Source organism: Kitasatospora sp. NPDC001261, assembly GCF_042896795.1.
GTDB lineage: Bacteria > Actinomycetota > Actinomycetes > Streptomycetales > Streptomycetaceae > Kitasatospora.
In genome coordinates this window covers 58,128-76,078 of the sequence record NZ_JBIAXP010000009.1, presented here as the reverse complement: position 1 = coordinate 76,078, position 17,951 = coordinate 58,128, and the positions used below count along the sequence as shown (strand labels likewise).

Here is a 17,951-nt window from a genome sequence, read left to right as displayed (position 1 = left end):
CGACACGAGCTACCGACGGTTCTACGGACCCGATCGGTTGCGGCGTTCGGGCGATCGCTCCGGACGACGCGCTGCGCCTCTCCGACCGGCCCCGCCCCCGTGCCATGCTGACCCGGCCACGGGTTGTATCACCCACTTGTCCGACCGGACTCCGCACTCCCGCACGCCGCCCCACCGCCCCACGAACGGAGTGACCATGGAAGCCCTCTCACGCCGCACCCTGCTGGCGGCGGGCGCCGCCACCGCCGCCACCCTGGCGGCCGGCTGCGGCAGCGACCACGCCACCGGCGGAGTGCGGGTGCCCGGAGCCGTCGTCCCGGCCACCGGCGCGGCCGACGAGCGGGGCGACACCCCCGCCCCGGCCCCGGCCCCCAAGCCGCAGGCCGTCCTGATCGGCGACGGCTCCACCTCGGACACCGGCGCCCAGCCGCACCAGCCGGTCCCCGACCGGCTGCAGCCCGGCCAGCGCCCGCCGCAGTTCGTGGTCTTCTCCTGGGACGGCGCCGGCGAGCTCGACAACGGCCTGTTCGCCCGCTTCCGCCGGCTGGCGCAGGAGCACGACGCGAAGATGACCTTCTTCCTCAGCGGCCTCTACCTGCTGCCGGAGTCCAAGAAGGACCTCTACCGCCCGCCGCAGCACAGGGCCGGCGCCTCCGACATCGGCTACCTGAGCGACCAGCACATCCGCGACACCCTGGAGAACGTGCACGCGGCCTGGCTGGAGGGCCACGAGATCGGGACCCACTTCAACGGCCACTTCTGCGGCTCCACCGGCGTCGGCAAGTGGTCCCCCGAGGAGTGGGACAGCGAGATCCAGCAGGCGATGGACTTCGTGACGAACTGGCGCACCAACACCGGCTTCACCGACCTGCCGGCGCTGCCCTTCGACTACCGCAAGGAGCTGATCGGCAGCCGCACCCCCTGTCTGGAGGGCCAGCGCAACCTGCTGCCCACCGCGGTCAAGCGCGGCTGGCGCTACGACAGCAGCGGCAACGGCACCCAGGTGTGGCCGCAGAAGATCCAGGGCGGCGCCCTGTGGGACCTCCCACTGCAGTCCATCCCGTTCCCCGGGCACACCTTCCAGGTGCTCTCGATGGACTACAACATCATGTACAACCAGTGCGGCCCCAACACCAAGGCCGACCCGGCGCTCCACCCCGGCTTCCAGACCCAGGCCCGCGACGCCTACCTGATGGGCTTCGACCGCACCTACAACGGCAACCGGGCGCCGTACGTCATCGGCAACCACTTCGAGGAGTGGAACGGCGGCATCTACATGAACGCCGTCGAGGACGTCCTCCGGACCATCGCGGGCAAGCCGGAGGTCCGGCTGGTCTCCTTCCGGCAGCTGGTCGACTGGCTGGACGCCCAGGACCCGGCGGTGCTGCGCAAGCTCCAGACCCTCGCCCCGGGCCAGGCCCCGGCCGGCGGCTGGGAGGCCTTCCTCGGAGCCCCGGCGGGGGCCGGAGCCCCCGCCGGGTCCTGACCGTCAGGCCTTCGCCCGCACCCGGCCGGCCAGCAGCGCGCCGAGCAGCGCCACCCCGGCCATCGACAGCAGGATCACCGCGAACGCGCCGGGCGAGCCGGCCGCCCCGCCGCCCTCGTGGGCGGCGGCGAGCGAGCCGCCGCCCAGCGCCGCGAACAGCACCCCGGCCATCCCGGTCAGCAGCACGTTGCCCAGCGCGTCGCTCATCTGCAGGGCGGCCGAGTTGGCCCCGGCGTCCTCCGGCGTGGAGAGCTTCATCATCAGCACGCTGACGCTCGCGATCGCCATCCCCATCCCGATGCCGCCGACGCCCCAGGCCACCGACGCGACCCAGGCCGGCACCGCCGGGAACAGCACCAGCGCGGCGCCCCCGATCGCCACCGCGGTCAGCAGCAGGCCGCCCCGGATCATCGCCTCGCGGTAGCGCTCCGCCCCGGGCCGGCCCTGGAGCCAGGAGCCGACCGCCCAGGTGAGGCCGCCGCTGGTCAGGGTCAGGCCGGCCAGCGTCGGCGAGAGGTCCCGCTGGGTGGTCATCATCAGCGGGACGAAGGCCTCGGCGCCGAGGAACGCCCCGGCCGCCATCCCGCGCAGCAGGATCACCGCCGGCAGCCCCCGCCCGGCCCGCAGGGTCCCGGTCGGCAGCAGCCCCAGGACGGCCGGCACCAGCAGCGCCGCCCCGGCGATCCCCGGGAGCAGCCCGATCAGGTCGCGCCGCTGGCCCGCGTACTGCAGCAGGCCGGCGCCGACCGCCGCCATCGCGGCCAGCAGGGTGCGACGGCGGTCGAAGGCCGCGCCCCGGACCACCGGGCGCTCCCGCTCCGAGCGGGCCAGCGCCGGGCCCATCACGGCCAGCGGCAGCAGGATCAGCGCCGGCACGGCCAGGAACACCCAGCGCCAGCCCAGGTGCTGGGTGACGGCCCCGGAGACCAGCGGGCCGACGATCGAGGGCAGCACCCAGGCGGAGGAGAAGGCCGCGAACACCGCGGGCCGCAGCCGCTCCGGGTAGGCCCGGCCGACGACCACGTACAGCGCGACGATCACCAGCCCGCCGCCCAGGCCCTGGATCGCCCGGCCGGCCACGAACACCCACATCCCGGGCGCCGTCCCGGCCACCACCAGCCCCACGCCGAACACCGCGATGCCGCTGAACAGCGGCCTCAGCGGGCCGCTCCGGTCGCACCACTGGCCGGAGACGACCAGGGCGAACAGGGTGGTGGTGAAGTAGCCGGAGAAGGCGAAGGCGTACAGCCCGAGCCCGTTCAGCTGGCGGGCCGCGGTCGGCATCGCGGTGTTGACGGCCGTCGCCTCGAAGGCGATCACCAGGACCACCGAGACGATCCCCAGGGTCAGCGCGCGGTAGCGGCCGCCGAGCACCCCGCCACCGGGGTCGTCGTCGAGGGGTATCGGAACAGGGTCGACCGAGGTGGGGGAGGCAGTGGTCATACGTAACATCGTAAGAGCCGTCCGCCTCGATGACCCCTGACCCCGGTCGGTGATCGACTCCGCCCCGGGACCTACGCCGCGGGCCCGCCGGGGCTCAGTGCAGCACCTTGAGGCCCACCACGCCGGAGACGATCAGCAGCAGGCAGCCGATCCGGGCCATGGTCACCGCGTCCCCCAGGACGGCCATGCCGTAGACCGCGGTGCCGACCGCGCCGATGCCGACCCAGACCGCGTAGCCGGTGCCGATCGGAATGGTGCGCATCGCGTACGCCAGCCCGCCCATGCTGAACAGCAGGGCGACGCCGAAGACGAGGCTGGGAACGAGGCGGGTGAAGCCCTTGGACGATTCCAGGGCGACCGCCCAGACGGTTTCGAGGAAACCCGAGAGGATCAGAACGAGCCAGGCCATGACGGTGGTGCCTCCGCAGTCCACAGCGGCCGGATTGCCGCTGAACTGCGCCGTCTTGTCGTCACCGGGTACGACGCGCTCGTCCGGGGTGGCGGAAATGCCGCCACCGGTCTCCGACGGTAGCACACACTGCCATACAGAATTTACAAAGGAGCGTTGACCGCTCTCCCCGGATCGGCCACTATGAATTCACTGGCCGTGTGCCCGAGTGGCTTAGGGAACCGTCTGCAAAGCGGTACACGCGGGTTCGATCCCCGCCATGGCCTCGTGGAGAAAGGAATTGCCGGTCGACCCGGAAAAGTCGGCCGGCAATTCCTTTCCGCTGTTTGCACCGCTTTCCGTCGCCTTTCCGAACAGTCCGGTCAGGCGGTGACGGCGTCCTCCGCCCGGATCGGCAGCCGGCCGACCGGCAGGCCGGTGGCGGCGCGCACCGCCGCGGCCACGGCCGCCGGGGCGACCACCGCGGGGACGGCTCCGACCGCCTTGGCGCCGAACGGGGCCACCACGTCGCGCTCCTCCAGCAGCGCGGCGATCCGCACCTCCGGGGTGTCCAGCGCGGTGGGCAGCCGGTAGCCGGTGAGCGAGGGGTTCTGCAGCACCCCGCCCTCCGTCCGCAGGTCCTCCAGCAGCGCCAGGCCGACGCCCTGGGCCACCCCCGCCTCGATCCGGTCCTCGATCTGGCGCGGGTTCAGCGCCCGGCCGACGTCCTGGGCGACGGTCATCTCGACCACCCGGACGGCGCCCAGCTCGATGTCCACGTCCACCACCGCGCGCATCGCGCAGAACGAGATGGAGACGAAGGCGTCGCCCTGCCCGGACTCGTCCAGCGGCTCGGTGGGGTGCGGGCGGCACTGCGCGGTCGCCCACAGCTCCTTGCCCTCCAGCGCCTCGGCGACCGGCATGCCGAGCACCCCGTCGTACGAGGTGATCTTGCCGTCGGCGATCTGGAGCAGCTCCGCCGACATCCCGAAGTTCGCCGCGATCGGCTGCAGCAGCTGGTGGCGGACCATCAGCGCGGCCCGCTCGACGGCGCCGCCGGAGACCCAGGTGTGCCGGCCGCGGGCGGACGGCCCGGCGATCGACTGGTCGCTGTCGGCCGGCGCGATGTAGACCTCGCTGACGCCCAGCACGGTCTGCACGATCTGCCGGGCCAGCGTGGCGAAGCCCTGCCCGGCGTCGACCGCCGCGCAGATCACCGTCGCGTGGTCGCCGCTGACCCGCACCGTCGCGGTGGAGACCTCGTCCTCGCCCTCGGCGCCCAGCATGTGCACCATGCCGACGGCGTAGCCGATGCCGCGCCGCACCGCCGCCGGGTCGCCCGCGCCGCCGGGCCCGCCGGGCAGCAGCCACTCGGCGTCCGGGTCGTCCACCGGCAGGGCCGGCAGCGGCTCGGCCGCGACCGCGTCCAGCAGGGCGCGCACCGGCGCCGGGCAGGTGACGGCCTGTCCGGTGGGCAGCGGGTCGCCGGTGGACATCGCGTTGCGGCGGCGGATCTCCACCGGGTCCACGCCGATCCGGGCGGCCAGCTGGTCCAGCTGGGACTCGTACGCGAAGCAGGCCTGCAGGGCGCCCTCGCCGCGCATCCGGCCGGCCGGCGGGTTGTTGGTGCGCACCGCCCAGGCGTCCACGAAGACGTTCGGGCAGACGTACGGACCGGCCGAGAAGGCCGTCGCGGCGGCCAGCGCCTCGGCGGAGACGTCCGCGTAGGCGCCGCCGTCCAGCAGGATCTGCGCCTCGACCTTCACCAGCGTGCCCTCGGCGTCGGCGTGGTGGCGGTAGCGCAGCAGCGCGGGGTGGCGCGAGGTGTGGGTGTGGAAGGACTCCTCGCGGGTGAGCGTCATCTTCACCGGGCGGCCGGTGCGCAGCGCCAGCAGGGCCAGGGTGACCTGGAACGAGAGGTCCTCGCGGTCGGTGGTGGCACCGGGCACGCCGGTGGCCACCAGCCGGACCCGGTCCGGCTCCAGGCCGAGGCAGGCGGCGGTGCGGTCGCGGTCGCCGTGCGGGTCGGTGGAGGACAGGTGCAGTTCGACGCCGCCGTCCGGGCGCGGCACGGCCAGCCCGGCCTCGGCGCCGAGCGGGGCCGGGTCCTGCCGGCCGACCTGGTAGAGGCCCTCGACGATGATCTCGCCGACCGCGTCCGGGTCCCCGGTGCGCAGCGGCAGGTGGCGGAACAGGTTGCCGTCCGGGTGCAGCGGCGACGCGGTGAAGGACTGCTCCGGGTCGGTGACGGCCTCCAGCGGCTCGTAGTCGACCGCGATCAGGCCGACCGCCAGCCGGGCGGTGTCCGGGTGGTCGGCGGCCACCGCGGCGATCGGCTCGCCGTGGTGGCGCACCACGCCGGCGGCCAGCACCGGCCGGTCGGAGACGATCGGCCCGGCCGGGGCGCCGTCGGGGGTGCCGTCCGGGCCGGGCGGCAGGTCGGCGGCGGTGACCACGGCGTGCACCCCGGGCAGCGCCAGCGCGGCCGAGGTGTCGATGCCGCGGATCCGGGCGTGCGGGTGCGGCGAGCGCAGCACCGCGCCCCACAGCAGGCCCTCGGCCCACAGGTCGGCCGCGTACGGGTAGATGCCGAGCGCCTTCGGCAGCGCGTCGCCGCGCAGCGGGGAGCTGCCCAGGCCGATCGGCTCCGGTGCGCCGCCCTCGCCGCCGTCCTGCTGGAGTGCTGCGCCGATGTCGGTAGGCGACGTCATGATGCGTGGTCGTCCTCGGGGAGCCGGATGCCGTGGGCGGGGGTGGCCCCGTACGGGACACCGGCCGGGGCGCCGCCCTCGGCCGGGGCACCGTGCGGGTGCGGAGCGGGGTACGGGGTGCCGTGCGGCGGCGTGCCGTCGTAGCCGGTGCCGGGCAGCGGGGTGCCGTGCGCGGGGGTGCCGTGCGGCGGCGTGCCGTCGTAGCCGGCGCCGGGCAGCGGGGTGCCGTGCGCGGGGGTGGGCTCGTAGACCGGGGCGTCGTACCCGGCGTCGTAGCCGTTCTGCTGCTGGTGGCCGTCCGGGTAGGGCAGGTAGGTGCCGTGCGCGGGGGTGGCCTGGTAGGGCTGCTCGGGGTAGCCCTGCGGCGGGTAGTACACCTGCTCGTCGGCGGCCTGGGCGGGGATGGCGTCCCGGATCGGGGCCAGCACGGTGGTGTCGTACACGCCGGTGTCGTAGCCGCCCTGGGGGTCGCCGTACGGCACTCCGGCCGGGGCCGGCCCGACGCCCGGCTGCCCGACGGCGTGCTGCGGGACGGCGTGCTGCTCGACGGGCTGCTGCGGGACGGGCTGCTGCTCGACGGCCTGCTGCGGGACGTGCTCGATCCAGTCCCCGGCGTCGGCGTAGACCGGCGGCTCGACGGCCTGCCCGGGCTCGACCGGCGCCTCCGCCGGCCGTGCGGCGGGCGGCTCGGCGACGGGCTCGGCGACCGGCTCGGCCGGCGCCTCGGCGGCGGGCCCGGCGGCGGCCTGCGCGGCGGCGGCCTCGGCGGCCTCCTCCGCCTGCTCGGCCTCCAGCGCGCGGGCGTCCGCGACGGTCTGGACGGCGGCCAGCACGCCCCGGTAGCCGGTGCAGCGGCAGAGGTTGCCGCACAGGGCCTGACGGGCCTCCACCTCGGTGGGCCGGTGGTTGCGTTGGAGCAGGTCGTGCACCGCCATCGCCATGCCGGGGGTGCAGTAGCCGCACTGGACGGCGCCGGAGGCGGCCAGCGCCTGCTGGACGGCGCTCGCGCCGCCGGCGGCCGACAGGCCCTCGACGGTGTTGATCTCGCTGTCGGCGGCCAGCGCGGCGGGCACCAGGCAGCCGGCCACCAGCTGGCCGTCCACCTGCACCGAGCAGGCCCCGCACTCGCCCTGCTCGCAGCCGTCCTTGGCGCCGGCCAGGCCGAGCCGCTCGCGCAGCACGTAGAGCAGGCTCTCGCCGATCCAGGCGTCGGTGACGGGCCGTTCGAAACCGTTGACCCGCAGCGTGTACGAGGCGCACGGGCGCAGCTCGCGGCTGACCTGCGGGGAGAGGCCGAGCGGGTCGGCGTCGAGGGTCTCGATGGGGTCTGTGGTCACTTCAGCACCCTTCCCAGCGCCCGTCGGGCCAGCACCGATACGGTACGCCGCAGCCGAACGGCGGCCGCTGTCGGCCCCTCGGTCACGGCCTCCCAGGCGCCCTCGGCGCCGTAGTCGTCGGGGACGCAGGCGGCGGCCACGTACTCGCCGAAGGCGGCGGTCGCGGCCGGGTCGATCTCCCGGCTGCCGTCCCAGTCGATGCAGCCGGCGACCCAGGCCTCGGCCTCCAGCGGGCGCAGCGGCACCGGTGCGACGGCCCCGACGGCGCAGCGCACCGAGCGCCTGGCCGGGTCGAGGACGAGGGCGACGGAGGCGGTGGCGCGGGCCGGGCCGCTGCGGCCGGTGGCCTTGAGGAAGACCTGCGGGGCGTGCAGCAGCGGGACGCGCACCCAGGTGAGCAGTTCGCCGGGGCGCACCGGGTCGAGTCCGGTGAGCAGGTGACTGACCGGCACCTCGCGGGTGCCCCCGGCCCGGGTCAGGGTGACGCCGGCCTCCAGCGCGGTGAGCACCGGGAGGGTGTCGCCGGCCGGGGCGGCGGTGACGATGTTCCCGCCGAGGGTGCCGACGTTGCGGACCTGCGGCGGGCCGGCGGTGCGGGCGGCGTCGGCGAGCGCGGGGATGAGCGCGGCGAAGTCGGGGCGGTCCATCCGGGCGTGGGTGAGTCCGGCGCCGAGTACGGCGGTGCCGCCGTCCTCGTAGCGCCAGCCCCGCAGTTCGGTGATCCGGCCGAGGCCGACCAGGGCGGCGGGGCGCAAGCGGCCGGCGTTGACGGCCTCCATCAGGTCGGTGGCTCCGGCCACCGGTACCGCGGCCGGAGCGGCGGCCAGCGCGTCGACGGCCTCGTCGAGGGAGGCCGGCAGCATGATCGTCCGGTTCACCTGGGTCCCACCGTGCTCCACTTGCTCATCGATCGCCTGCCGCCCGCCGGCCTGCGGCCGTGCCGTCCTGCGTCAGCAGCCCGGCCTGGCCCGTAGGGTACGGGCGATCGGGCCGGGTTGGGCAACTCTGGCACACAATGCTCGATGATCATTTCGGGGCCGGTGAACGGGGCTGCCCGATTGGGACCGATACCGGGCGGTATCTGCCCTGACCCGCTCCGGGCCAGGGCAGATGTTCATCAGTTCTTGACGTCCGATGACCGCTCAGAAGTTCCCGGTCAGCACGACCGGGGCGTGTCACGGGGGTCCCGGCGACCCCGGAAAGGGCCCCCGGGACACGCCCTAACGGACCGGCGGCGGGCCCTCGATCGGCCGGCCGGCCGGGGCGGGCCAGCGCTGCCACGGGTGCGGCCCGTCGGCCGGGCGGTACTCGACGCCGAGCGCGTCCAGCGCCTTCAGGTGGGTCGTCAGCCGCCGCTCGAAACCGGCGAAGTCCCGCTCGGCCGGCTCGGCGGGCAGCGCGGACCAGGCGACCTCGGCGAAGGCGACCAGCCGGGGGAAGGCCCGGTAGTCGATGTCCCGGGCGCTGTCCATGAACTCGCTCCACAGGTTGGCCTGGGTGCCGATCACGTGCCGGGCGGCGGCCTCGTCCAGCTGCTTCGGGACGGGCTCGAACCGGTAGACGTCCTCCAGCGTGCGCACGAAGCCGACCGGGATCGGCTCGTCCGGCCCGTCCGCCTGCCGGTGGTCGAAGTAGACGTGCTGCTCGGGGCACATCACCACGTCGTGCCCGGCCTTCGCGGCGGCGATCCCGCCGCCGAAGCCGCGCCAGGAGGAGACCGCGGCGCCGGGCGCGAGCCCGCCCTCCAGGATCTCGTCCCAGCCGATCAGCCGGCGGCCGCGCTCGGCCAGCCAGCGGTCGAAGTGCCGGATCAGGTGGCTCTGCAGTTCGTCCTCGTTGGCCAGGCCCAGCTCGCGGATCCTCGCCTGCGCGGCGGCGCTGTCCTTCCACTGCTCCTTGGGGCACTCGTCGCCGCCGAGGTGGACGAACTCGGACGGGAAGAGCTCCAGGACCTCCTCCAGCACGCCCTCGAAGAAGCGCAGGGTCTCCTCGGAGGCGTTGAGCACGTTGTGGCTCACCCCCCAGTCGGTCCACACCCCGAGCGCGGCGGTGTCCACCACGTCGGTGTTGCCCAGTTCGGGGTAGGCGGCGACGGCGGCCTGGGTGTGGCCGGGCAGGTCGATCTCCGGGACGACGGTGATCCCGCGGGCGGCCGCGTAGGCGACGATCTCGCGCAGGTCGTCCTGGGTGTAGAAGCCGCCGTGCGGGCGGTCGTCGCGGCGCTGTCCGGCCCGGTACCCGACCATCGAGCGGTCCCGCCAGGAACCGCGCGCGGTCAGCCTCGGGTAGCGCTTGATCTCGACCCGCCACCCCTGGTCGTCGGTCAGGTGCAGGTGCAGCACGTTGAGCTTGTGCGCGGCCAGCAGGTCGACGAAGCGCAGCACGTCCGCCTTGGGCAGGAAGTGCCGGGCGACGTCGAGCAGCGCGCCGCGCCAGCCGAACCGGGGGGCGTCCTCGATGTCGGCGCCGGGCAGCACCCAGCCGTCGTGGCGCAGCGGCGAGCGGCGGTAGGCGTCCGGCCCGAGCAGCTGCCGCAGGGTCTGCGCGCCCCACAGCGCGCCGGCCGGGCCGCCCGCGGCGAGCAGGGCGTGGCCGGGGCGCACCGTGATCCGGTACGCCTCGGCGGCGAGCGTCCCGTCCTGGACCAGCTCGATGCCCGCACCCGGCCGGCCCGGGCCGAGCGGCAGCCCGGTGGCGGCGGACAGCGTGGCCCGCAGCCAGCGCTCGGCGTCGGCCAGCGCGGGGGGTGCGGTCAGCGTGGTGGCGGCGTCGAGCGGATAGTCCTCGTCCGGGCGGCGGGCGGCACTCGAAGGTGCGGGAATGAGGTCCATTCCGACATCCTGCCCACGCCCCGACGATTGGCATAGACCACCAGGGGAACCCTGGTGCTATGCAAAACGGCGTTGTGCGGGGCGCCGCGGACTACTTCTTGTCGCCGTCGCCGCCCTGCGGCTTGCCGATGCCGTCGTAGATCTCCTTGCACATCGGGCAGACCGGGTACTTCTTCGGGTCGCGGCCGGGCACCCATACCTTGCCGCAGAGCGCCACCACGGGGGACCCCGAGAGCGCGCTCTCCATGATCTTGTCCTTCTGGACGTAGTGCGCGAAGCGCTCGTGGTCGCCGTCCCCGTGGGACACCTGCGGGACGGGCTCGACCAGGGTGCCGGTGCCGAGGCCGCGCTCGGGCTCAAGAGTGCTCATGGGTGCCAAGTCTATGGGCGCCTCCGGAAACCCGGCCAGTGTCGCGGCTCCGGGCCGGTCGGCTCAGTTCATCGTCGGGTCGTCCGGGTAGGTCGCCAGCAGGGCGAGCGGGCCGCGCTGGCGGCGCAGCACCGAGCGCCACAGCCGCTCCGGCTCGGGGCTGGAGACGTCCCCCGGCTCGCAGTCCACCAGGTACCAGGCGCCGCTCTCCAGCTCCGCCTCCAGCTGCCCGGGCGACCACCCGGCGTACCCGGCGAAGATCCGCAGGCTGCCCAGTTCGCCGGCCAGCACCTCGGGCGGCGCCTCCAGGTCCACCAGGCCGATCGCGCCGTGCACCCGGCGCCAGCCGAGCGGCTCGCCGGTGCCCGGCTCCCCCGGCGCCACCGCGAGGCCGAGCGCCGAGTCCAGCGCCACCGGGCCGCCCTGGAAGACCACGGCCGGCTGTCCGACGAGTCTGTTCCAGCCGTCCAGCACACTGCCCACCTCGACCGGCGTCGGCCGGTTCAGGACCACGCCGAGCGCCCCCTCGACGTCGTGGTCGAGGAGCAGCACCACCGCCCGCGCGAAGTTCGGGTCGGTGAGCAGGGGCGTCGCGACGAGCAGACGGCCGGTGTGGGACCGGCCTCCGTGCGAATGGGCCGCCGTCATGCCCACATGATCCCGCAGAACCGCACCGCTCGGACACCGCAACGCCCGGAAACGGCCACGCCCACGAACACCCGTACGGCCGTACCGGGGGGCGGGCCCGGGCCCGGAGAGAGCACCATCACGGGAGAGGCTCACGGGAACCAACGGCACGCCTACTACCATCTACGTCTGGTGGACGCCTTTATACGGTGCCGACTCGGTTTCGCCGGGGGCCCGAACGCGCCCGTACGACCGGTCCACCACCGGCTCTCTCCCGGAGCCCTCCCCCCGACTCCTCTGGCACCCCGGATTGCGAGAACGATGACCGACGACGTCCTGCTGGTCCACGGCGGAAACCCGCTCGAAGGCGAGATCCGCGTCCGCGGAGCGAAGAACCTGGTGCCCAAGGCCATGGTCGCCGCCCTCCTCGGGCAGGGCCCCAGCAGACTGCGCAACGTCCCGGACATCCGCGACGTCAAGGTGGTCCGCGGCCTGCTGCAGCTGCACGGCGTGACCGTGCGCACCGGTGACGAGGACGGCGAGCTGATCCTCGACCCCTCGCACGTCGAGAGCGCCAACGTCGCCGACATCGACGCGCACGCCGGCTCCTCGCGGATCCCGATCCTGTTCTGCGGCCCGCTGCTGCACCGCCTCGGCCACGCCTTCATCCCCGGCCTGGGCGGCTGCGACATCGGCGGCCGCCCGGTCGACTTCCACTTCGAGGTGCTGCGCCAGTTCGGCGCCAGCATCGAGAAGCACCCGCAGGGCACCTACCTGGTGGCCCCGCAGCGGCTGCGCGGCACCAAGATCGAGCTGCCCTACCCCTCGGTCGGCGCGACCGAGCAGGTGCTGCTCACGGCGGTGCTCGCCGAGGGCGTCACCGAGCTGCGCAACGCGGCCATCGAGCCGGAGATCGTCGACCTGATCTGCGTGCTGCAGAAGATGGGCGCGATCATCACCCTGGGCACCGACCGGACGATCCTGATCACCGGTGTGGACGAGCTGAACGGCTACAACCACCGCGCGCTGCCGGACCGCCTGGAGGCCGCCTCCTGGGCCTGCGCGGCGCTGGCGACCAAGGGCGACATCTACGTCCGCGGCGCCCGCCAGCTGGAGATGATGACCTTCCTGAACACCTTCCGGAAGGTCGGCGGCGCCTTCGAGGTGGACGACGAGGGCATCCGCTTCTGGCACCCGGGCGGCGAGCTCAAGGCGATCGCCCTGGAGACCGACGTGCACCCGGGCTTCCAGACCGACTGGCAGCAGCCGCTGGTGGTCGCGCTGACCCAGGCCACCGGCCTGTCCATCGTCCACGAGACGGTGTACGAGTCGCGGCTCGGCTTCACCGGCGCGCTGAACCAGATGGGCGCGCACATCCAGCTCTACCGCGAGTGCCTGGGCGGCACCCCCTGCCGCTTCGGGGCCCGCAACTTCCTGCACTCCGCGGTCGTCTCCGGCCCGTCCAAGCTGATCGGCTCCGAGCTGGTCATCCCGGACCTGCGCGGCGGCTTCTCGTACCTGATCGCGGCGCTGGCGGCCGAGGGCACCTCGACCGTGCACGGCATCGACCTGATCAACCGCGGCTACGAGAACTTCATGGACAAGCTGCGCGACCTGGGCGCCCACGTCGAGCTGCCCAGCGAGCAGCTGGTCGACGCCTGACGGTCCGAGCACACAACGGCGAGAGGCCGGGCTCCCCAGTGGGGAGCCCGGCCTCTCGGGCGTTCAAGGGGTGGCTCAGGCAGCGCCCTTGGCGGCTTCCTTCAGCTTGGAGCCGGCGCTCACCTTGGCGCTGTAACCCGCGGCGATCTGGATCGGCTCGCCGGTCTGCGGGTTGCGGGCGGTGCGGGCAGCGCGGTGGGTGCGCTCGAAGGTCAGGAAACCGGGAATGGTGACCTTCTCGTCGCCCTTGGCGACGACCTCGCCGACGATCTCGGCGAAGGCGGCCAGAACGGCGTCGGCGTCCTTGCGGGTCACCTCGGCGCGCTCGGACAGCGCGGCCACCAGCTCACTGCGGTTCATGTGTACTCCTGTGGTCTGTTCGCTTGCGGTGCGCGGGGGCCCATCGGTGCTCCCACCGGGGGGCACCCGGATAGGCCGCAGGTCCGCACACTGTGCTCATGCAGGCAATGCGTGGTCGCAGGCCGGGTCCGTACCCGATGCCGCGCGCCGGAGCCGTCGAAGGCCCGCCCGCCCGCCTGGGTACGAATCCTGCCCCGACCGGCCCCGAGAAAGCCAATCGGGCCCCGGCCGAGCCACCCGAACATCGCCCGCCCGTCGGAGGTGTGACGCTCCGTCGGCTCCGGCGGACCGGACCCGGGCGGCGGTCGGGACGACACGCCGGAAGACCAGGGGGACGTTCCGTACTTGTCGGACACGCCTGCCCCGTGCAGGGCTACGGTACGCCCTACGACTGACAAGCCCAAACACGCCCCTCGCCCTTGTGTCGCAAGGGTTCGGGGCGAGCTGGGCGGGTATGACCGCTATTCGCACATTTGAGCGATCTGTGACACGTCGCCCGAGCCGTCCGTCAGAGCTTGACGGTGGGGAACGCGGCGGTGTCGAGGGTGCCCACGATGCCGGGGGTCGGACGGGCCGGCGCGCGGTCCTCCTGGGCCCCTGCCAGGGCCGCCTCGCGCACCGCGGAGGCGACGGTCTTGGCCACGTCCTTGTGGAACACGCTCGGGATGATGTAGTTCGCGTTCAGCTCGTCGTCGGCCACGGTGGTGGCCAGCGCCCGGGCGGCGGCGATCATCATCTCGGTGTTGACGGTGCGGCTCTGGGCGTCCAGCAGGCCGCGGAAGACACCCGGGAAGACCAACACGTTGTTGATCTGGTTCGGGAAGTCGCTGCGGCCGGTGGCGACCACGGCGGCGGTCTGCCGGGCGATGGCCGGGTCGACCTCCGGGTCCGGGTTGGCCAGCGCGAAGACGATCGAGTCCTCGGCCATGGTGGCCAGGTCGTCGCCGTCCAGGACGTTCGGGGCCGAGACGCCGATGAAGACGTCGGCGCCCGCCACGGCCTCCTTGAGGCTGCCGGTGCGGCCCGAGCGGTTGGTGTGCTCGGCGATCCAGCGCAGGTTCTCGTTGAGGTCCCCGCGGCCCAGGTGGACCACGCCGTGCACGTCCGCCACGGTGGCGTGCTCGACGCCGGCCGCCATCAGCAGCTTGAGGATCGCGGTGCCGGCGGCGCCGGCGCCCGACATCACCACGCGGATGTCGCCGATCCGCTTGCCGACCACCTTCAGCGCGTTGGTGAGGGCGGCCAGCACCACGATCGCGGTGCCGTGCTGGTCGTCGTGGAAGACCGGGATGTCCAGGGCCTCGCGCAGCCGGGCCTCGATCTCGAAGCAGCGCGGCGCGGAGATGTCCTCCAGGTTGATCCCGGCGAAGCCCGGGGCGATCGCCTTGACGATGGCGACGATCTCGTCGGTGTCCTGGGTGTCCAGGCAGATCGGCCAGGCGTCGATCCCGGCGAAGCGCTTGAACAGGGCCGCCTTGCCCTCCATGACGGGCAGCGCGGCCTCCGGGCCGATGTTGCCCAGGCCCAGCACCGCGGAGCCGTCGGTGACCACGGCGACGCTGTTGCGCTTGATGGTCAGGCGGCGGGCGTCCTCGGGGTTCTCCGCGATCGCCATGCAGACCCGGGCGACACCCGGGGTGTAGATCATGCTGAGGTCGTCACGGTTGCGGATCGGCAGCTTGGAGGACATCTCGATCTTGCCGCCGAGGTGCATCAGGAAGGTGCGGTCCGAGACCTTGCCGATCGACACGCCGTCGATCGTGCGCAGCTTCTCGACGATCTCCTCGCCGTGCGCGACCGAGGCCGCCGCCACCGTGACGTCGATCCGCAGCGCCTCCAGCCCGGAGGCGGTGACGTCGAGACCGGTCACCGATCCGCCGGAGGACTCCACGGCCGTGGTGATCGCGCTGACGGCGTTGCCCCGGGCCGGGACCTCCAGCCGTACCGTGATCGAGTTGGAGACACTGGGCACCGTCGCCATCGACGCTTCCTTCTTCCGTCTGTCCCGCAGGCTCAACATTTTGTTGAAGGCATCGCCTGCGCATGCTAGACGTCGATCGTCGCACCTTCCAAGGGGTAGCCAGAAATAACGTTCATTGAGTGTGCGGACCCGACAATCCCACCCGATGGCCGTCCGGCTCCCGCCGCTCGCTCCTTGCCTCTCCCGGCCGATGCGTTACATTGGACGGGACACCGGCTCGATCCAAGCCCCCGGGCCCAACCTTCGTCCCTTCGAGGGACCACTTGCCGCGAGGCGAGCATGGCGGGTCGGTGTCGTAAACGTCTGAAGGCCCCTCACCACCCGGTGAGGGGCCTTCTTCCGTCGGACCCGGTACGGTCCGTCAGCCGTGCAGCAGCGCGGGCACGCCGGCCGCGTCCGGCAGGTCGTCCGGACCGGAGAGCACGGTCAGCCGCTGGGTCGCGCGGGTCAGCGCCACGTACAGCACCCGCAGGCCGGCCTCCGACTCGCCGGCGATGCCGGTCGGGTCGGCCACCACGGTCGCGTCGTACTCCAGGCCCTTGGCCTCCAGGCTGCCCAGCACCACCACGCGCCCGCCCAGGCCCTCGGCCCAGCCGGCCGCCTCGCCCCGGCGGTCCATCGGCACCACGAGCGCCACGGTGCCGTCCACCTCGGCCAGCAGCCGCTCCAGCTCGGCCCGGGCGGCCTTGCCGAAGGCCTCCGGCGCGGGGTCGGTGGTGGCCGCGAAGCGCGGCTCCACGCCGACGTGGCGCACCGCGCTCGGCGACGGGGTCCCCGGCGCGGCCAGCGCCAGCACCTTGGCCGCCACCTCGGCGATCTCGGCCGGGTTGCGGTAGTTCACGGTCAGCGTGAAGCGGCGGCGCGGCTTGCCGGAGAGCACCTCGTCCAGCGCGGCCTGGGCCTCCTGCGGGAACGGCCAGGAGGACTGCGCCGGGTCGCCCACGATCGTCCAGGTGGCCATCCGGGCCCGGCGGCCGATCATCCGCCACTGCATCGGGGTGAGGTCCTGCGCCTCGTCCACGATGATGTGCGCGTACTCCGTGCGCTCGACCGGCTGGCGGTCGCGCTGGCGGGCGCTGCGGTCGGCGAAGGTGGTGACCTCGTCCAGGCCGCTCAGCAGGTCCACCGCGTCCACCTCGCGGACCTTCGGGCGGGCCGGCTCGCCGAGCAGCACCTGGAGCTCGTCGATCAGCGCGACGTCGTGCGCGGACAGCGCGCCCTCGCCCCGCGCGGACAGGTGGCGCCAGGAGGCCGCCAGCAGCCTGGCCTCGTCCGGGGTGACGGCCCGGCGGGCGATCCGGTTGGTGTGCCGGTGCTGGCGCAGCGTGGCGAGCACCCGGCGCGGGGTCAGCGCCGGCCACCAGGCGTCCAGGAAGTCCAGGAACGACGCCTCGTCCGAGACGTACTCGTCGAAGGACTCCTTCTCCTCCTGGCGCTGCTCGCGGGCGTAGTGGTCGGCGGGCTTCGGCAGGTCCCTGGTGGCCTGCTGCCACAGGGCGTCCAGCAGCAGCCGGCGGGCGCGCGGGCGCAGCAGGTTCAGCGGGGTGCCGCCGGAGCCCACCACGTTGCCGCGCACGGCCTTCAGCCGGGAGGCGTCCAGCTTCAGCACCTCGCCCCGGGCGACCACCTTGAGCTCCTGCGGCGCGCCCAGCTCCAGCGCCGCGCGGGCGGCCCGGCGCAGCAGCTGGACCATCCGGGCCGAGCCCTTGACCCGGGCCGCCTCGGGCGTGTCGTAGGTGTCCGCCTCGATGCCGTCCACCAGCGAGCCGACCGCCCGGATGGCGACCTGGCCCTCCTCGCCCAGCGCGGGCAGCACGCCCTCGGTGTACGAGACCAGCAGCGCGGTCGGCGAGACCACCAGGATGCCCCCGGCGTAGCGGCGGCGGTCCTGGTAGAGCAGGTAGGCGGCCCGGTGCAGGGCGACGGCGGTCTTGCCGGTGCCGGGGCCGCCGGTGACCAGGGTGGCGCCCGCGGCGGCGGCGCGGATCACCTCGTCCTGCTCCTTCTGGATGGAGGAGACGATGTCGCGCATCGAGTGGCTGCGGGCGCGGCCCAGCGAGGCCATCAGCGCGCCGTCGCCGACCACCGCCAGCTCCTCGCCGTCCAGGGTCGGGGTGAGGTCGGGGCGCAGCAGGTCGTCCTCGACGCCGATCACCTTGCGGCCCTTGGAGCGGATCACCCGGCGGCGGATCACCCGGCCCGGTTCGACCGGGGTGGCGCGGTAGAAGGGGGCGGCGGCTGGCGCGCGCCAGTCGATCACCAGTGGGCCGTACTCGGCGTCCAGCACGCCCAGTCGGCCGATGTGGAGGGTCTCGGCGACGGCCGGGTCGGCCGGGTCGAGCGGAGTGTTCGACGGGATGCCGTGCTCCTCCGGGGCGTCGGCCCGCTGGAGGTCGATCCGGCCGAACAGGAAGTCCTCGAACTCGTTGTTCAGACGCTGGAGGTGGGCGCCGGCCCGGTAGACCTGGGCGTCGCGTTCGGCGAGCGCGCCGGGGGTGCCGACCTGGACCCGCTTGGCGGCGTCCTCCAGGATGTACTCGGCCTCGGCGAGCTTCTCCTCCAACCGGTGGTAGACGGTGTCGAGGTGCTGCTGCTCACCGGCGATCTCGCGTGCGCGGACGGTCTCGTGGTCGGTGGCGGGGGTGGTGGGCGTGTTGCTCTGCATGGCCTCGGTGGTAGCGGCGGAATCCGGCTCCGGAAAACGAGCGGACGGATGATCCTACGCCGCGACCCCCCGGCCGCGCTGCTCCGGAAC

General features: G+C 73.7%; 13 protein-coding genes, 1 tRNA gene and 1 riboswitch. Of the genes, 3 read left to right on the top strand and 11 right to left on the bottom strand.

The window, feature by feature from the left end; genetic code table 11:
* Positions 1-196 precede the first annotated feature (196 nt).
* A complete protein-coding gene (locus ACFY4B_RS14295; protein WP_198959474.1) occupies positions 197-1,486 on the top strand; it encodes a hypothetical protein in 1,290 nt (429 codons plus the stop codon).
* Positions 1,487-1,489: 3 nt separating this feature from the next.
* Here ACFY4B_RS14295 and ACFY4B_RS14290 read toward each other — a convergent pair whose 3' ends face one another.
* Together ACFY4B_RS14290 and ACFY4B_RS14285 are read right to left on the bottom strand one after the other, a co-directional pair.
* Positions 1,490-2,929 (bottom strand): MFS transporter, encoded by a 1,440-nt coding sequence (locus ACFY4B_RS14290; protein ID WP_380775127.1) that lies wholly within the window; start codon positions 2,927-2,929, stop codon positions 1,490-1,492.
* Positions 2,930-3,023: 94 nt separating this feature from the next.
* A complete protein-coding gene (locus ACFY4B_RS14285; RefSeq protein WP_049656934.1) occupies positions 3,024-3,338 on the bottom strand; it encodes a multidrug efflux SMR transporter in 315 nt (104 codons plus the stop codon).
* A 44-nt stretch (positions 3,339-3,382) separates the two neighbouring features.
* A riboswitch (guanidine-III (ykkC-III) riboswitch) is annotated at positions 3,383-3,448 on the bottom strand.
* A gap of 84 nt (positions 3,449-3,532) precedes the next feature.
* Here ACFY4B_RS14285 and ACFY4B_RS14280 point away from each other — a divergent pair.
* Positions 3,533-3,604: transfer RNA gene (locus tag ACFY4B_RS14280), tRNA-Cys, on the top strand.
* A gap of 96 nt (positions 3,605-3,700) precedes the next feature.
* Here the strand turns inward: ACFY4B_RS14280 and ACFY4B_RS14275 are convergent.
* The 6 genes from ACFY4B_RS14275 to ACFY4B_RS14250 form a co-directional block, all read right to left on the bottom strand.
* On the bottom strand, positions 3,701-6,028 hold the full coding sequence (locus tag ACFY4B_RS14275; RefSeq protein WP_387968042.1) for a xanthine dehydrogenase family protein molybdopterin-binding subunit: 2,328 nt from the start codon (positions 6,026-6,028) through the stop codon (positions 3,701-3,703).
* A complete protein-coding gene (locus ACFY4B_RS14270) occupies positions 6,025-7,365 on the bottom strand; it encodes a 2Fe-2S iron-sulfur cluster-binding protein (RefSeq protein ID WP_387968040.1) in 1,341 nt (446 codons plus the stop codon). The genes ACFY4B_RS14275 and ACFY4B_RS14270 overlap by 4 nt, the downstream gene beginning before the upstream one ends.
* Positions 7,362-8,228, bottom strand: a complete 867-nt coding sequence (locus ACFY4B_RS14265) for a xanthine dehydrogenase family protein subunit M (protein ID WP_049659370.1) — start codon at positions 8,226-8,228, stop codon at positions 7,362-7,364. The genes ACFY4B_RS14270 and ACFY4B_RS14265 overlap by 4 nt, the downstream gene beginning before the upstream one ends.
* Before the next feature lie 357 nt (positions 8,229-8,585).
* The gene (locus ACFY4B_RS14260) at positions 8,586-10,196 is read right to left on the bottom strand and encodes a beta-N-acetylhexosaminidase (RefSeq protein WP_380775129.1); all 1,611 of its coding nucleotides are present in this window, start codon (positions 10,194-10,196) and stop codon (positions 8,586-8,588) included.
* Positions 10,197-10,287: 91 nt separating this feature from the next.
* Positions 10,288-10,566, bottom strand: a complete 279-nt coding sequence (locus tag ACFY4B_RS14255) for a DUF3039 domain-containing protein (RefSeq protein WP_049653451.1) — start codon at positions 10,564-10,566, stop codon at positions 10,288-10,290.
* Between the two features lie 63 nt (positions 10,567-10,629).
* A complete protein-coding gene (locus tag ACFY4B_RS14250) occupies positions 10,630-11,214 on the bottom strand; it encodes a YqgE/AlgH family protein (RefSeq protein WP_049653449.1) in 585 nt (194 codons plus the stop codon).
* A gap of 300 nt (positions 11,215-11,514) precedes the next feature.
* Here ACFY4B_RS14250 and murA point away from each other — a divergent pair, with 300 nt between their 5' ends.
* Positions 11,515-12,855 carry a UDP-N-acetylglucosamine 1-carboxyvinyltransferase gene (murA, locus tag ACFY4B_RS14245; protein WP_049653446.1) on the top strand — a complete coding sequence of 447 codons (1,341 nt, stop codon included), beginning with the start codon at positions 11,515-11,517 and terminating at the stop codon, positions 12,853-12,855.
* Positions 12,856-12,930: 75 nt separating this feature from the next.
* Here the strand turns inward: murA and ACFY4B_RS14240 are convergent, their stop codons facing one another.
* From ACFY4B_RS14240 to ACFY4B_RS14230, 3 genes are all read right to left on the bottom strand, one after another.
* A complete protein-coding gene (locus ACFY4B_RS14240) occupies positions 12,931-13,215 on the bottom strand; it encodes an HU family DNA-binding protein (protein WP_030242980.1) in 285 nt (94 codons plus the stop codon).
* Positions 13,216-13,723: 508 nt separating this feature from the next.
* Positions 13,724-15,196, bottom strand: coding sequence for an NAD-dependent malic enzyme (locus tag ACFY4B_RS14235; protein ID WP_049653443.1), 1,473 nt, complete (start codon positions 15,194-15,196; stop codon positions 13,724-13,726).
* Positions 15,197-15,557: 361 nt separating this feature from the next.
* Positions 15,558-17,861, bottom strand: coding sequence for a HelD family protein (locus tag ACFY4B_RS14230; RefSeq protein ID WP_387968037.1), 2,304 nt, complete (start codon positions 17,859-17,861; stop codon positions 15,558-15,560).
* Positions 17,862-17,951 lie beyond the last annotated feature (90 nt).

What these genes read in the sequence shown, in the direction of transcription:
- ACFY4B_RS14295 (WP_198959474.1), top strand. Translation starts at nt 197, where the DNA reads ATGGAAGCCCTCTCACGCCGCACCCTGCTGGCGGCGGGCGCCGCCACC.
- ACFY4B_RS14290 (WP_380775127.1), bottom strand. Translation starts at nt 2,929, where the DNA reads ATGACCACTGCCTCCCCCACCTCGGTCGACCCTGTTCCGATACCCCTC.
- ACFY4B_RS14285 (WP_049656934.1), bottom strand. Translation starts at nt 3,338, where the DNA reads ATGGCCTGGCTCGTTCTGATCCTCTCGGGTTTCCTCGAAACCGTCTGG.
- ACFY4B_RS14275 (WP_387968042.1), bottom strand. Translation starts at nt 6,028, where the DNA reads ATGACGTCGCCTACCGACATCGGCGCAGCACTCCAGCAGGACGGCGGC.
- ACFY4B_RS14265 (WP_049659370.1), bottom strand. Translation starts at nt 8,228, where the DNA reads ATGCTGCCGGCCTCCCTCGACGAGGCCGTCGACGCGCTGGCCGCCGCT.
- ACFY4B_RS14260 (WP_380775129.1), bottom strand. Translation starts at nt 10,196, where the DNA reads ATGGACCTCATTCCCGCACCTTCGAGTGCCGCCCGCCGCCCGGACGAG.
- ACFY4B_RS14255 (WP_049653451.1), bottom strand. Translation starts at nt 10,566, where the DNA reads ATGAGCACTCTTGAGCCCGAGCGCGGCCTCGGCACCGGCACCCTGGTC.
- ACFY4B_RS14250 (WP_049653449.1), bottom strand. Translation starts at nt 11,214, where the DNA reads ATGACGGCGGCCCATTCGCACGGAGGCCGGTCCCACACCGGCCGTCTG.
- murA (WP_049653446.1), top strand. Translation starts at nt 11,515, where the DNA reads ATGACCGACGACGTCCTGCTGGTCCACGGCGGAAACCCGCTCGAAGGC.
- ACFY4B_RS14240 (WP_030242980.1), bottom strand. Translation starts at nt 13,215, where the DNA reads ATGAACCGCAGTGAGCTGGTGGCCGCGCTGTCCGAGCGCGCCGAGGTG.
- ACFY4B_RS14235 (WP_049653443.1), bottom strand. Translation starts at nt 15,196, where the DNA reads ATGGCGACGGTGCCCAGTGTCTCCAACTCGATCACGGTACGGCTGGAG.
- ACFY4B_RS14230 (WP_387968037.1), bottom strand. Translation starts at nt 17,861, where the DNA reads ATGCAGAGCAACACGCCCACCACCCCCGCCACCGACCACGAGACCGTC.